Genomic DNA, 13,977 nt, shown 5'->3' with positions numbered 1-13,977 from the left:
GACCTGACATATCGTCATCTACGTTGAATCGGCTGCCGAGGGTGATGGCCGGGTGCGTCGGCATGTTCTGGATCTACTGACGCTCAGCAGATGCTCCAGTTGGGTCGGGTTCACGGCTGGGTGTGTTGCTCGGCGGCGTCGAACGCGGGCGCGAGCGGGGCCAGCGCCGTGCGGAGCTGGTCGGGCAGTGAGCCGGAGGGCACGACCAGTCCTCCGGCGGCGAAACTCTCGGCGGCCTCTGCCTTCCCGGCCGGCCGGAGCCAGCCTTGCAGCGCGATGCGAACTGCCGCGGCCACGCTTGCCGCGAGGACGCGGGCTGTGTGCGCTTCGGCGTCGTCTAGGCGTTCGGCGATCACCGCCGTGAGAGGGGGCTCGATGCCGGCGGTGGTGTCGAGGAACGCGTCGCGCAGCGCGGTCTGGGTGATGATCAGCAGCAGCGCCTTGTGTTCGCGCTCGCCGGTGTTCGTGTACTGCTCGACCACCGCTTCCGTGATGGCGTCGGCCAGGCGCACTCCTGCGGGCCGGGCCGCGACCGCCGCCGCGATGCGCGCCTCCCGGTCCGCGGTGACGGCAGAGACGATCGCCTGCTCGCGGCTGGCGAAGTAGTTGTTGTAGGTGCGCGGCGAGACCCCGGCCGCCTCAGCAATGTCCTCGACCCGCACCTGGTCTGGTCCGCGCTCCACGGCCAGGCGCAGGGCTGCCTCGCGTAGCGCCTCGCGCGTGGCCTGCTTCTTCCGCTCCCGCAGCCCTGGTCGTGGTGTCGTCACGACGTCAGCGTTCCACACAGGGCTGCGCAGGCGCAAAGTTGCGTGTGCGTAAATTTGCGTGCACGCACTTTCTCTGTCAGCCTCGACCCGACCGAGGCCGACAGAGAGGACGTCACCATGCGAGCAAGAGGAATGACCTACGACACCGGATTCGTCGTGCACGGCCAGATATCCCGCGAGCACTTCGACCCCGCGGTGGTCCGGCGCGAGCTGGCCATCATCCGTGACGACCTGCACTGCAATGCGGTCCAGATCATCGGCGGCGCCCCGGAGCGACTGGAGCTGGCCGCTGGTGCCGCCGCCGAGCTCGGCCTGGAGGTCTGGTTCTCGCCCTATCCGCTGGAGCTGGATCCGAAGCAGATCCTCATGCTCTTCCGTGACTGCGCCGAGCGAGCGGAACGGCTCCGGCAGCAGGGAGCCACAGTCGTGTTCGTCGCAGGGGTCGAGCTGAGCGTGATGAACCGCGGGTTCCTGCCCGGAGACAGCCCCGAGGAGCGGGTCGAGCAGCTGATGGGCCAACCCGAGCGGCGGGCCGAAGCGATGCGCGAGCTCGGCGTGCGCATCAACGCATTCCTCCGCGACGCTGCGACCACGGTCCGCGAGCGCTTCCAGGGCAAGCTCACCTACGCAGCTATCCAGTTCGAGCAGGTCGACTGGACTCCCTTCGACTTCGTGACGTTCGAGCTGATCCGCTCCGCCGAGGTCGCCGACCGGTTCCGGGACGCGGTGCGCACCCTGGCCCAAGGCCCGAAGCCGCTCGCCATCACCGGGTTCGGCACTGCGGCCTACCTCGGCGCGGGAGACCGCGGTGGGCGGGTGCTGGAAGTGGTCGAGCACGACCCAAAGACCAAGGCCCCGGTACGGCTGAACGGGATATACGAGCGTGACGAGGCCGGCCAGGCCGCATATCTGAGTGAACTGCTGGAGATCTTCGAGACTGAGGGCGTGGACAGCGCGTTCGTGTTCTTGTTCGCCTTGCCTGGCTACCCGCACCGCCCGGACGGCGACCCCAGGGACGACTTGGACCGGGCCGGCCTGGGCATCGTCAAACTCCTCGAAGGGCGCCGGGGACAGACCTACCCCGACATGGATTGGGAACCCAAGGCCGCCTTCACGGCAGTAGCGCAGCGGTATAGGAGGTGACCGGTCCCGCGCACAATGATCACGGCTCGGGATCTGCACTGCGCCGCAGTGCAGATCCCGAGCAGATGGAAGCGGTATTCGCCGAACTCGCCGCAGACCTCGCGCCGGTCTACCGGCGCCGCGACCTGCGGGCCAACGGAGTGTTGTACCTGCGCGGGTTACTGATGCCGGGCGTAGCGGGCAACTGCTGGTCGATCGCGGAGGCAGTCGGCCTGGACCGACCGTATCGCCTGCACCACCTGCTCGAACGCGCCCACTGGGAGGAGGACACCGCGAGAGACGTGGTGCGCGCGTTCCTGACCCGGCACCTCGGCGCCGACGGCGGGGTTCTGATCTTCGACGAGACGGGGCAGGCGAAGAGGGGGACGAAGACCGCGGCCGTGGGCCGGCAGTATTCCGGCACAATGGGCCGGGTCGAGAACGTGATCGTCGCGGTGTACACGACGTACGCGACCAAGCGGGGCCACGCCCTCATCGACCGGGACCTATACGTGCAGGCCGACTGGTTTGACGATCCGGCGCGGATGGCGACGGCGGGCTTCCCTGAGGATCATGCATTCGCCACCAAGCCGGCGCTCGCCCTCGCACAGGCGAAACGCGCGCTGGCCGCCGGGATCAGACCACAGTGGGCGACCGGCGACGAGGTGTACGGACGCAGCCGGGAGTTGCGCGAGTTCTTGGAAGGCACCGGCATCGGCTACGTGTTCGCGGTGCCCGCCAACCACCAACTCACCACCTCCGGCGGAGGGCGCATGCGCGCGGACCAGGCACTGCACTTGGTCGAGCCGAACGGGTGGAACCGCCACTCGTGTGGTGCGGGCGCAAAGGGCCAGCGCTGCTACGACTGGGCCTGGATCGCCACCGACCACCCGCGCCGATGGCTGCTCATCCGCCGCTCCATCGCCGACCCGAACGAGATCGCGTACTTCTACGCCTACGCGCCCGAAGGCCATCCCTGCCCCCTGACCGACCTGGTCAAGATCGCCGGGATGAGATGGAAGGTGGAGGACGCCTTCCAGGACTCGAAATCCACCGTCTCACTCGACCAGACCCAGGTCAGGCGCTACCGGGCGTGGAAACGCCACGTCACCATGGCCATGGCGGCTCTCGCCCTGCTCGCCGTACTCGCGTCCATCGACAAGACCAGCCATCCCGCCCCCATCCTGCCCGACGATCCCGACCAGGACCCACCGGCCGATTGCGGCGCGATCGCGCTGACCGTTCCCGAGGCCCAGCGACTGTTTCACCTGCTCACCACGCGCACCTGCGACCTACCGCCGCAGGCCATGAGCGCCCGGATCGCCCGGCATCCGAACTGGTCCGACTGGCAACGACACCACCAGGCCCGAGCTCGCTGGCACCACTACCGAACCCGACTCGCCTTCGATGCATGACACTGCGTCAGGTCGCGATCTACGACTGGAGTACTAGTGGAAACCCGCCCCGCGACGGGGCACAGCGCCAGGATCCGTTTATAGGTCTCTGGCCGCTCACGAGGTCAAGATCGAGTCGTCCCAAGCGGCCGACCGCAGAAGCGCTGCAAGGGATCTCCCGCAAGCGAAAGTCAACGCTGTGCGACGGTGACGCAGTCGTTCCGGGCAGGGCGACAGTCGAGCGCAGGACAAACCAGCCTTCCGCGGGCATCAGGGCCTCATTTGATCACGGCGCAAGACGCCATGTCTGCTCATCAAGAAGGTGAGCAGCTTCCGCACAGACGGCGCCTCGACTGCCGACAGCGCGGTTCCTCACCGACGAGAAGCCCCACCGGGTGTCAGGTCACGATCTCGCGAGCCAGGAGTGGAACGGTCGGCCCTCAAGGAAGTGCCTGTGACGGATCGGTGGTGATCCAACCGTAGCGAGCGGCACTCAACACCATGGCTTGTCGAACCCAGATCCGGACCATGCCCGGACCAGCCGTCCGCAACTTGCGGCGACCGCAGCCTTCCTGCTGGTCGAGCGACGTCTGAGCTCAGACCCCAGCAGACGAAGAACGTTCTCCGCAGCCGGCCAGCTCGTATCCACTGGTCGGCGCAGAATTCTCCGCCTCGCCCGGCACTGGCCCTGGACCGGCGAGATCACCGCCGCCCTTGAACGGCTCGCGCTCCTGCCCGGCCCCGGCTGACCAGCAACCCACCGTCCCTGCGACCGCATCACCCGCCCTGGGCAGTGGAACCCGACGCCCACCCGACGCGACAGGCGGACCACTGCCTGCCCGGCATCAGCTCCGGAAAACAAAAGGGTCCACCGACTCCGTCGGCCGACCCTCAAGAAAGATCGAAGTTAGGGGACGGCGTTCAGCTGGCTGGACGTCAGGGGCGGGAACCGGACGAACCCCGCAAGTAGCCAAGTCTTCCGTGCCGCAGGGCTGGACAGGAGCCACGTCCGTATCCGTTAATCCCTCCCATGCATCACTAGGAGAGGATTGATCGAACCGAAGCCGCGACGGATGAAATCGTGACGCGTCGCGCCCGACCGCCCCGTGAGCGAACGCGCTGAAGACCAACCAGCCACCTTCCCCACCGAGAGGTTCGAGATGCCTTCCTCCGTCACCAGACGGCGCTCCGGCCGGTATCCGGTCGGAGCAGATCACGGTCACCCGCTCGGCTTATTTTTAGGCGAGACTTCGGCCATTGTTCGACATGTCGAACATGCTCGTTCGGTGGGGCGCGCACCAAGGCCGGGCCCGTCTACGTGAACCCGCCGTACCGGCCGGGCCCGCTCCTCCTGAAGCGCTGACCCACGACACCTGATCACAAGCTCGTGACCGTGCACCCGAGCCCCGCACAACAGCTTCTGCCGTGCGGGCCAGAAAGGGAAAGGACGCCTTACCCGTGATCCCCTTACACAGACGGTTCCTGCGTCTTCTCGTGACGACCGCACTGGCGCTCAGCGCCTGCGTCACCGCCTCCGCCGGCACCACCGCCCAGGCCGCGCCGGGCAGCCCCGCGCTCACTCCTCCTCTCGGCTGGAACAGCTGGAACAGCTTCGGATGCGGGATCACCGAGGCGCAGGTCCGCCAGGCCGCCGACGCGATGGTGTCCTCGGGCATGAAGGCCGCGGGCTACCAGTACGTCGTCGTCGACGACTGCTGGTTCGACCCGCAGCGCGACGCGGCGGGCAACCTGCGGGCCAATCCGACCAAGTTCCCCAGCGGCATGGAGGCGCTCGGGGACTACATCCACAGCAAGGGCCTGAAGTTCGGCATCTACGAGGCGCCCAACGAGAAGACATGCGCCCAAGGCGTGGGCACGTACCCCGGATCCACCGGCAGCAAGGGGCACGAGGCCCAGGACGCCGCCACGTTCGCTTCCTGGGGCGTGGACTACCTCAAGTACGACTGGTGTTCCGGCAGCGGTACCCTCGGCGAGCAGATCGCGCAGTTCACGACCATGCGCGACGCTCTGCGCGCCACCGGCCGCCCGATCGTCTACAGCATCAACCCCAACAGCTTCCACGCCATCACCGGCGACAAGTACAACTGGGGTGAGGTCGCCGACCTGTGGCGGACGAGCGAAGACCTGCTCGACATCTGGCAGAACGGCAACACCAACAGCTACCCCATGGGCGTCGGCAACGTCCTGGACGTCACCGCGCCACTGGCGGCTCAGTCGGGCCCGGGACACTGGAACGACCCCGACATGCTTGTCGTCGGCCGCCCCGGTCTGTCACTGACCGAGTCCCGTTCCCACTTCGCGCTGTGGGCACTGATGGGCTCCCCTCTCATCGCGGGCAACGACATCCGCACCATGTCCCCCGACGTGAGCGCCATCCTGCGCAACCCGCGTCTGCTGGCGGTGAACCAGGACTCGCTGGGCGCGGGCGGTCGCCGGGTGCGCGATGACGGCGACACCGAGGTGTTCGCCAAGCGCCTGTCCGACGGCTCCGTCGCCGTGGGCATGTTCAACCGAGGGAGCAGCACCACGACCATCACGGCCACAGCCGCCCAGGTCGGCCTGACCGGGGGGTCTTTCACCCTCGCAGACCTGTGGACCGGCGGCACGTCGAGCACCTCCGGGCAGATCTCCGCGAGCGTCCCGGCACATGGTGTCGCCGTGTACAAGATGACCGGCGGCAGCCCGCTGGCCTCTACCACCGGGCGCATTCGCGGTGGCGGGTCCGGCCGCTGCCTGGACGTGGACAACGCCGCCACCGCGGCCGGGGCGAAGACGCTGCTGTGGGACTGTCACACGGCAGCCAATCAGCTCTGGACCAACTGGGCCGGAGGCGAGATCCGCGTCTACGGCGACAAGTGCCTGGACGCCTCCGGGCAGGGCACCAGCAACGGCACGCCGGTCATCATCTGGCCATGCAACGGCCAGGACAACCAGAAGTGGACGGTCGGCTCCGACGGGTCGGTCCGCAACGTCCACGCCGGTCTGTGCCTCGACGCCGAGGAGGCCGCCACCGCCAACGGGACCCCGGTCATCCTGTGGACCTGCAACGGCCAGGGCAACCAGAAGTGGACCACGCTCCCGTAACCCGTACCCGTCGCCGTGTGGGCCAGCTGGCAAGTCCACGGGGTACCTCCGCCACGGTGGGGCCGCAGACGCCAGCGTCTGCGGCCCCGCTCGGGAGTCGAGGTCAAAACGGGTCGCCGTTCTGCGGGCCGCGTCCGTTGGTGGCGACGTAGACACGGCCTCACCCTGGTCTGCGAGGACGACGACCTCTGCCTGCGCCTCTCCCCCGCCCGCTTCGGCTCCGGCGGCGGCCCCACCACGGCGACCGGCGACTACGCCCGGACCTTGTACTTCTCGTTCTCCCAGTAGCCCCTCAGAGAGGACACCGTCATGTCCCGGAAGTCCAAGAAGAGAAGCGTCAGAGATCTACTCGTGGCCCTGCTGATGGCGGTCGCGCCGCTGGTCGCGGCGCTCGGACTGACCGGCGCCTCGGCCACCACCGCGTCGGCCGCGTCACTGAACGAGGTGACCGGCTTCGGCAGCAACCCCGGAAACCTGCGGATGTACGTCTACAAACCCGACAGCGCTCCGGCACGCCCGGCAGTACTCGTGGCCGTGCACTACTGCACCGGCACGGGGCCCACCTTCCACGCCAACACGGAGTTCGCCCGCCTCGCCGACCAGTACGGGTTCATCGTCGTCTACCCGGACGCGAACGTCAGCGGACAGTGCTTCGACGTCTCCTCGTCCCAGGCACTCGAGCACGACGGCGGCAGCGACCCCACGAGCATCGCCCAGATGGTCCGCTACACCGTGCAGAACATGAACGCCGACGCGGGCCGCGTCTATGTCACCGGCGCCTCGTCCGGCGCGATGACGACCAATGTCCTGCTCGGCGACTATCCCGACCTGTTCAAGGCCGGTGCCGCGTTCTCGGGCGTGCCGTTCGGCTGCTTCGCCACCACCAACGGCTCCGGCTGGAACAGCGACTGCGCCAACGGTCAGATCACCAAGACCCCGCAGGAGTGGGGCGACCTCGTCCGGGGCGCCTATCCGGGATACACCGGCCCCCGGCCGCGGATGCAGCTGTGGCACGGCACCGCGGACACCACGCTGAGCTACGTGAACTTCGGTGAAGAGACCAAGCAGTGGACCAATGTGCTCGGAGCGAGCCAGACTCCAGTCTTCGCCGACTCGCCGCAGTCCGGCTGGGCCCGCACCCGCTACGGCTCCACCGGCGCACAGGCACCGGTCGAGGCGATCAGCGTCCAAGGTGCCGGGCACACTCTGCCTGCCGCCGGCATGGCGGCCCGGGTCATCGCCTTCTTCGGACTCGACGGCTCCGACGGGACCGGCGGGACGAGCACCGGTCCGGTCCACGCCACCGGTTCCGGCAAGTGCCTGGACGTGCCCGGCTTTTCGCGGACCAACGGCGTCCAGACGCAGATCTGGGACTGCAACGGCGGCACCAACCAGACCTGGACCAGCACGTCGGCCAAGCAGCTCACCGTCTACGGCGGCGCCAAGTGCCTCGACGCGACCGGCACCGCGGCCGGCGCCGCTGTCGCGATCCGGGACTGCAACGGCGGCACCAACCAGCAGTGGAACATCAACTCCAACGGCACCATCACCAGCGCCCGGTCGGGCCTGTGCCTTGATGTGACCGGCGCCTCCACCGCCAACGGCGCGGCGGTCGAACTGTGGAACTGCAACGGCGGCAGCAACCAGCAGTGGCGCCTCGGCTGACACCACCGCTCGGTCAGATGGGGAGGCCACGCTTGAGCGAGAGCGCCTCGGCTGGCATTCGCCCACGGTGAGGGGCCGCCCAGCGGCCACCTCCACGTGTGCGCCGACGGCCGCGGGGCTGTCCGCCACGACGCGACGGATTCTCAGGTCGGCAGCACGTAACCGTCGCCGCCAGGCAGGGCAGTGGCGCCAGTGAGGCCCGCCTGTCCGTTCTTGCCCTGGTTCTCGGGCAGGTGTTCGTTGGAGGCACCGCGCGCTCCGGTGCCTCGCCCTGCCCGGCGGCGGTGGCCACAACCATCGGTGGCCCTCGATGGTCCGGCCGAACCGCCTGTTCCCTCCGGTCGAAGGCGTACTGGCGACACCGCCCCGCCCGGCCTTCCGGCGTCACCGCCGCGAAGGACGTAGACAACTCTCACGGACAGCGTCGACGCTCTTGGGCCACTGAGATCTGACCCCGGACCAGACGCGGGCCAACTCGACCCAGCGGACGAGGGGAGAGCAACCCGGGAGCCGACGCGTCCCATCACCACCGGCCGCAGCCGCGCGGCGTCCACCGGCCGGAACACCACCCCGCGCCGCCCGTGCGCGTCCACGCTGTACAGACGCACGTTCGTCTCCGGAAACGAGCCGAAGCAGGGGATCCCGGGCAGCCGGAGCCAGCCGGCCCGGTGCATCCGGAACGCGACGAGCCCCACGTACGCGAGCCCGTCATGGGTGTCGGGAACCGTGCCGCGCGGCGTCACTCCCGCAACGGCGGAGGGCTCGACGGCCCAGTGGACGAAGGCGAGGTCGTGCCACTCCTGGCTGAGCATCGGCAGCCGTATCGTCGTGGGGAGCGTCCGGGGCGACGGCGCTGGGGATGGTGCACGACGCAAGAATGACAGGCGCACGGGTCGTGCGGGTCGGCCCGGGCGGCGGCTGCGGGAACGAACCGTGGTTGACCCTCGACCTGGTCAAGGGCCCAGGGTTTCGGACGTGGAGAGCGAGATGCGCAGCATTGGGGAGATGGCCCGCGACAGCGGACTGGGCGTGAGCGCCCTGCGGTTCTACGACCGCGCCGGTGTGCTGGTCCCCGCCCGGGTCGATCCGGCGAGCGGCTACCGCTGGTACGCCCCGGAGCAGCTGGAGGAGGCCAGGATACTCGCCCGGCTGCGACGGGCCGGCATGCCGTTGGCGGACATCCGGCTGGCTCTGGCCGGCTGGTCCGGCGCGGACGTCGACCTCGTGCGCAGGCTGCTCCAGGCGCACGTGCGCCGTCTCGAAAGAGGGCTGGCCGAGGCACGCAGCGAGTTCTCCACGCTCCGAACCCAACTCGATCACAAGGAGAACCCCATGACCGCTTCGCCGCGCACTGGCACCGTCCGGCTGTCCCTTTCCGCGCCCCGGCTGGCGAGCGCGCTCGACGCGGTGCGGTTCGCCGTCGGCGAGGACCCCGAGTTGCCGATGCTCGGCGGGGTCCTGTTCGACGTCGAGGACGAGGCGCTCCGCCTCGTGGCGACCGACCGCTACCGGATGGCCGTCGCGCGCAGCACCTGCGCCGGACACGGTGGAGGGCGTGAACAGGTCGTCGTGCCCACCCCGCTCGTCGACGCGATGCGCGCGCTGCTGAGGGACGACGAACCCGTCCGTTTCGCTGTGGACGCCGACCGTGTGACGCTGGAGGCCGGGGAGCGTCAGGTGTCGGGGCAGCGCCTGACCCATGACTTCCCCGACTACCGCCGTCTCGTCCAGCTGCCGGCCGGGCGGCGGGTCGTCGTCGATGTGCCCGCGCTCCGTGCGGGGTTGGAGGCCGGCCCCGTCCGCGCGGCCGGAGCGAGCGAGCCCGGCCCGTCCGCGCGCGACGTCAGTGTGCTGGCGGCGGCGGACGACGGCACGGTGACCGTCCGCGGGGACGGCGACGAGGACGGGAACAGCGTCGGCGTCGACCGCGGGTTCCTGCTGGACGCGCTCGCCGCCGCGGACCGGGACCGCCTCGTCCTGGAGTTCGGCGCCGCGCCCACGGCACCGCTGGCGGTCCGCCGGACGGACGACGAGGAGACGTTCTCGCTGCTCATGCCGGTCCGCCTGGACCACTGACGGCGAGCCGGCCGCCCGCCCCGCAGTCCGTGCACCCCGCCGTACGCACCCGCGCGGCGCGGCCCGGCCACGGAACCCGGGATCGGCCGGCACCACCCTCACGATCGCCCCGCCGGGAGGGGGCGGGTCACCGTAGTATCGGATGATCTCTTGGGGGAAGGCGGGCGGACATGGGCAGGCAGCGTCCCGGTACGCCGACGCTGGAGGAGGTGGCCGCCCTCGCCGGCGTGGGCCGAGGCACCGTCTCGAGGGTCGTCAACAACGCCGCGGGCGTGCGGGATTCGACACGCCGCGCCGTGCAGCGGGCCATCGCGGAACTGGGCTACGTCCCGAATCTCGCGGCCCGTTCTCTGGCGGGGCACCGTGCCGACGCGGTCGCGCTGGTGATGACGGAGCCGGACTGGCGGCTGTTCGGGGAGCCGTTCTTCACCGAGATCGTCCACGCGGTCGGCGACGCCCTGACCGACACGCCGGTGCAGCTGCTGCTCACCCTGGTCCGCACGGACACCGAGCGGCAGCGGTTCGTGGAGTACGCGCGCGGCGGCCGGGTCGACGGAGTGCTGCTCATGTCCGTGCACGCCGAGGACCCGCTGCCGGACATGCTCGCCAAGGCGGGACTGCCCACCGTCATGCTGGGCCGGCGCTCCGGCGAGGAGAGCGTCACCTACGTCGACGCCGACAACGCGGGCGGTGCGCGCGGCGCGGTCGCGTATCTGCTGGACGCCGGCCGGAGCACGATCGGGGCCGTCAGCGGACCGCTCGACATGTACGTCGCCCAGTGCCGCTTGCGCGGGTACCGGGATGCGCTGGAGTCGGCCGGCGTGGCGGCCGAGGCCTCGCTGGTCGTCGAGGGGAGCGACTTCACGGAAGAGAGCGGGCACCGGGCAACGACCGACCTGCTCACCCGGCACCCGGACCTCGACGCGGTGTTCGCCGCCTCGGACACACTGGCCGCCGGGGCGCTCAGCGCGCTGCGGGCCGCCGGCCGCCGGGTGCCGCAGGACGTGGCGGTGATCGGTTTCGACGACTTCCATCCGGCCCGGCCCACGGACCCGCCCCTGACGACGGTCCGCCAGCCGCTGCAGGAGATCGGCCGCACGATGGTGCGGCTGCTGCAGGAGGAGATGGAGGACTCCCCCGCCGCCTGGCGACACGTCATCCTCCGTACGGAATTGGTGGTCCGGGACTCCGCCTGACCGCCCCGCCCGCCACGAGCGCTCCCGGCGGAGGCGCCTTCGACCTGGGGCTTCGAGATTTGTTCGACAACTCCGGCGCACACAGTCTTGTCAGGAACATGAACCGCTCCTACAGTCCTCAATCAACCGGTAAGTGGGAGCGCTCCCATCAGTGGGGAGTTGGGAGCGCTCCCGCACCGGCCCCTCCTTCCCCCCGCACCCCCTAAGAGGCCCGATGCGAACGTTACGGCCGTTACGGCCCCGAGTCCGCGCCCCGCGCGGCCTCCTGGGCGTCCTGAGCGCGACCTCGGCGGCCTTCGCCCTCGCCGCGTCACTGGTCACCGCCGCGGCGCCGGCCCAGGCGGACACCACCCTCTGCGAACCCTTCGGGACGACGACGATCCAGGGACGGTACGTCGTCCAGAACAACCGCTGGGGCTCGAGCGCCACCCAGTGCGTCACCGCCACCGACACCGGCTTCCGGGTCACGCAGGCCGACGGCTCGGCACCGACCAACGGGGCGCCGAAGTCGTACCCGTCGGTCTTCAACGGCTGCCACTACACGAACTGTTCACCGGGCACCAGCCTCCCCGCCCGGCTCGACACCGTCTCCCGGGCGCCGTCCAGCATCTCCTACGGCTTCGTCGACAACGCCGTCTACAACGCCTCGTACGACATCTGGCTGGACCCGACCGCCCGGACCGACGGGGTCAACCGGACCGAGATCATGATCTGGTTCAACAAGGTGGGCCCGATCCAGCCCATCGGCTCACCGGTGGGCACGGCGACCGTCGGCGGACGGACCTGGGAGGTCTGGAGCGGCGGCAACGGCTCGAACGACGTCCTGTCGTTCGTGGCGCCGTCGGCGATCAGCGGCTGGAGCTTCGACGTCATGGACTTCGTCCGGGCGACCGTGGCGCGCGGACTCGCCGAGGACGACTGGTACCTGACGAGCGTGCAGGCAGGGTTCGAACCCTGGCAGAACGGCGCCGGACTGGCCGTGAACTCCTTCTCCTCCACCGTCGAGACCGGCGGCACCCCGGGCGACACGGACCCCGGCGATCCGGGTGACGCGACGGCGTGCGAGGTGTCGTACGGCACGAACGTGTGGCAGGACGGCTTCACCGCCGACGTCACCGTCACCAACACGGGCACGGATCCCGTCGACGGCTGGCAGCTCGCCTTCACCCTGCCCTCCGGTCAGCGGATCGGCAACGTCTGGAACGCCTCCGTCACGCCCTCCACGGGCAGCGTCACGGCGACCGGCGTGAGCCACAACGCCCGGATCGCCCCCGGCGGCAGCCTGTCGTTCGGCTTCCAGGGCACCTACAGCGGGACGTTCGCCGAGCCGGCCGGCTTCCGTCTGAACGGCACCGCCTGCACCGCGAACTAGCGGGCGCCGCCCCACCGCCTCCCCGCCCGTCCGGCCGAAGCGCCCGCCCCGGACGGGCGGAGGTTCCACCACGATCTCCGTGCACGTCACGGCCTGTTTGTCATGACCTGCTCACCAATGGAAATCATCGAAATCACCCATGGGACCAACGGGAGACTCCCTATGGCTCGACGCAGCAGATTCCTGTCCTTGACGGCGGTACTGGCCACCTTGCTCAGCGCGCTCGGCATGACCTTCCTGCTCGGGCAGGGTCGGGCCGAGGCGCACGGCGTGGCGATGATGCCCGGATCCCGCACCTATCTGTGCCAGCTGGACGCCAAGACCGGCACCGGTGCCCTCGACCCGACGAACCCGGCCTGTCAGGCCGCGCTCGACCAGAGCGGGGCGACGGCTCTCTACAACTGGTTCGCCGTGCTCGACTCCAACGCGGGTGGCCGCGGCGCCGGTTATGTACCGGACGGCACCCTGTGCAGCGCGGGCGACCGTTCCCCGTACGACTTCTCCGCCTACAACGCGGCCCGCGGGGACTGGCCCCGTACGCATCTGACGTCGGGGGCGACGATCCCGGTGCAGTACAGCAACTGGGCGGCCCACCCGGGTGACTTCCGGGTGTACCTGACCAAGCCGGGCTGGTCGCCCACGTCCGAGCTGGGCTGGGACGACCTGGAGCTGATCCAGACGGTGACCGACCCGCCCCAGCAGGGCTCGCCCGGGACCGACGGCGGCCACTACTACTGGGATCTCGCGCTGCCCTCGGGCCGCTCGGGCGACGCGTTGATCTTCATGCAGTGGGTGCGTTCGGACAGCCAGGAGAACTTCTTCTCCTGCTCGGACGTCGTCTTCGACGGCGGCAACGGCGAGGTCACCGGCATCCGCGGCTCGGGCACCACTCCGGACCCGGACCCGACGGATCCGACTGACCCCACGGACCCGCCCACGCACACCGGTTCCTGCATGGCCGTGTACTCCGTGGAGAACTCCTGGAGCGGCGGCTTCCAGGGGTCGGTCGAGGTGATGAACCACGGCACCGAGCCGCTGAACGGCTGGGCCGTGCAGTGGAAGCCGGGCAGCGGGACCACGCTCGGCGGGGTGTGGAACGGTTCGCTGTCCAGCGGCGCCGACGGCACGGTCACGGTCCGCAACGTGGACCACAACCGCGTCGTACCACCGGACGGAAGCGTGACCTTCGGCTTCACGGCCACGTCGACGGGCAATGACTTCCCGGTCGACTCGATCGGCTGCGTCACCTCCTGACGCGGCCCGGCGTTCCCTGACAGTCC

At 69.7% G+C, this 13,977-nt stretch carries 9 protein-coding genes and 2 pseudogenes; 9 read left to right on the top strand and 2 right to left on the bottom strand.

Annotation, left to right across the window (positions count from 1 at the left end):
- Window positions 1-110 precede the first annotated feature (110 nt).
- The gene (locus AB0P07_RS04645; protein WP_365545048.1) at window positions 111-767 is read right to left on the bottom strand and encodes a helix-turn-helix domain-containing protein; all 657 of its coding nucleotides are present in this window, start codon (window positions 765-767) and stop codon (window positions 111-113) included.
- A gap of 132 nt (window positions 768-899) precedes the next feature.
- Here AB0P07_RS04645 and AB0P07_RS04640 point away from each other — a divergent pair, with 132 nt between their 5' ends.
- The 5 genes and pseudogenes from AB0P07_RS04640 to AB0P07_RS04620 all read left to right on the top strand — a co-directional run bounded on the left by AB0P07_RS04640 (window position 900) and on the right by AB0P07_RS04620 (window position 8,053).
- On the top strand, window positions 900-1,910 hold the full coding sequence (locus AB0P07_RS04640; RefSeq protein WP_365545046.1) for a hypothetical protein: 1,011 nt from the start codon (window positions 900-902) through the stop codon (window positions 1,908-1,910).
- The gene (locus AB0P07_RS04635) at window positions 1,907-3,304 is read left to right on the top strand and encodes an IS701 family transposase (protein ID WP_365545042.1); all 1,398 of its coding nucleotides are present in this window, start codon (window positions 1,907-1,909) and stop codon (window positions 3,302-3,304) included. The genes AB0P07_RS04640 and AB0P07_RS04635 overlap by 4 nt, the downstream gene beginning before the upstream one ends.
- Before the next feature lie 587 nt (window positions 3,305-3,891).
- Window positions 3,892-4,032, top strand: a pseudogene (locus AB0P07_RS04630) (IS1380 family transposase); the annotation flags it as partial.
- A gap of 709 nt (window positions 4,033-4,741) precedes the next feature.
- A complete protein-coding gene (locus tag AB0P07_RS04625; RefSeq protein ID WP_365545039.1) occupies window positions 4,742-6,388 on the top strand; it encodes an RICIN domain-containing protein in 1,647 nt (548 codons plus the stop codon).
- 309 nt (window positions 6,389-6,697) lie between these two features.
- Window positions 6,698-8,053, top strand: coding sequence for a PHB depolymerase family esterase (locus AB0P07_RS04620; RefSeq protein WP_365545036.1), 1,356 nt, complete (start codon window positions 6,698-6,700; stop codon window positions 8,051-8,053).
- A gap of 509 nt (window positions 8,054-8,562) precedes the next feature.
- On the opposite strand, the pseudogene AB0P07_RS04615 reads toward AB0P07_RS04620, so the two are convergent.
- A pseudogene (locus tag AB0P07_RS04615) lies at window positions 8,563-8,865 on the bottom strand (DUF2071 domain-containing protein); the annotation flags it as partial.
- Between the two features lie 175 nt (window positions 8,866-9,040).
- Here AB0P07_RS04615 and AB0P07_RS04610 point away from each other — a divergent pair.
- The 4 genes from AB0P07_RS04610 (at window position 9,041) to AB0P07_RS04595 (ending at window position 13,951) form a co-directional block, all read left to right on the top strand.
- Window positions 9,041-10,129: a MerR family transcriptional regulator gene (locus AB0P07_RS04610; protein ID WP_365545033.1), complete on the top strand. Its 1,089-nt coding sequence runs from the start codon at window positions 9,041-9,043 to the stop codon at window positions 10,127-10,129.
- Between the two features lie 170 nt (window positions 10,130-10,299).
- Window positions 10,300-11,325 (top strand): LacI family DNA-binding transcriptional regulator, encoded by a 1,026-nt coding sequence (locus AB0P07_RS04605; protein ID WP_365545031.1) that lies wholly within the window; start codon window positions 10,300-10,302, stop codon window positions 11,323-11,325.
- A 214-nt stretch (window positions 11,326-11,539) separates the two neighbouring features.
- Complete coding sequence (locus AB0P07_RS04600) at window positions 11,540-12,697, top strand: cellulose binding domain-containing protein (protein ID WP_365545028.1); 1,158 nt, start codon at window positions 11,540-11,542, stop codon at window positions 12,695-12,697.
- A 162-nt stretch (window positions 12,698-12,859) separates the two neighbouring features.
- A complete protein-coding gene (locus AB0P07_RS04595; RefSeq protein WP_365545025.1) occupies window positions 12,860-13,951 on the top strand; it encodes a lytic polysaccharide monooxygenase in 1,092 nt (363 codons plus the stop codon).
- Window positions 13,952-13,977 lie beyond the last annotated feature (26 nt).

It is taken from the genome of Streptomyces sp. NPDC085944, from assembly GCF_040686295.1.
Classification (GTDB): Bacteria; Actinomycetota; Actinomycetes; order Streptomycetales; family Streptomycetaceae; genus Streptomyces; species Streptomyces salinarius.
This window is presented reverse-complemented; position numbering and strand designations above follow the sequence as displayed.

Coding starts and splice junctions, on each gene's coding strand:
- AB0P07_RS04640 (WP_365545046.1), top strand. CDS start 900: ATGACCTACGACACCGGATTCGTCGTGCACGGCCAGATATCCCGCGAG.
- AB0P07_RS04620 (WP_365545036.1), top strand. CDS start 6,698: ATGTCCCGGAAGTCCAAGAAGAGAAGCGTCAGAGATCTACTCGTGGCC.
- AB0P07_RS04610 (WP_365545033.1), top strand. CDS start 9,041: ATGCGCAGCATTGGGGAGATGGCCCGCGACAGCGGACTGGGCGTGAGC.
- AB0P07_RS04605 (WP_365545031.1), top strand. CDS start 10,300: ATGGGCAGGCAGCGTCCCGGTACGCCGACGCTGGAGGAGGTGGCCGCC.
- AB0P07_RS04600 (WP_365545028.1), top strand. CDS start 11,540: ATGCGAACGTTACGGCCGTTACGGCCCCGAGTCCGCGCCCCGCGCGGC.
- AB0P07_RS04595 (WP_365545025.1), top strand. CDS start 12,860: ATGGCTCGACGCAGCAGATTCCTGTCCTTGACGGCGGTACTGGCCACC.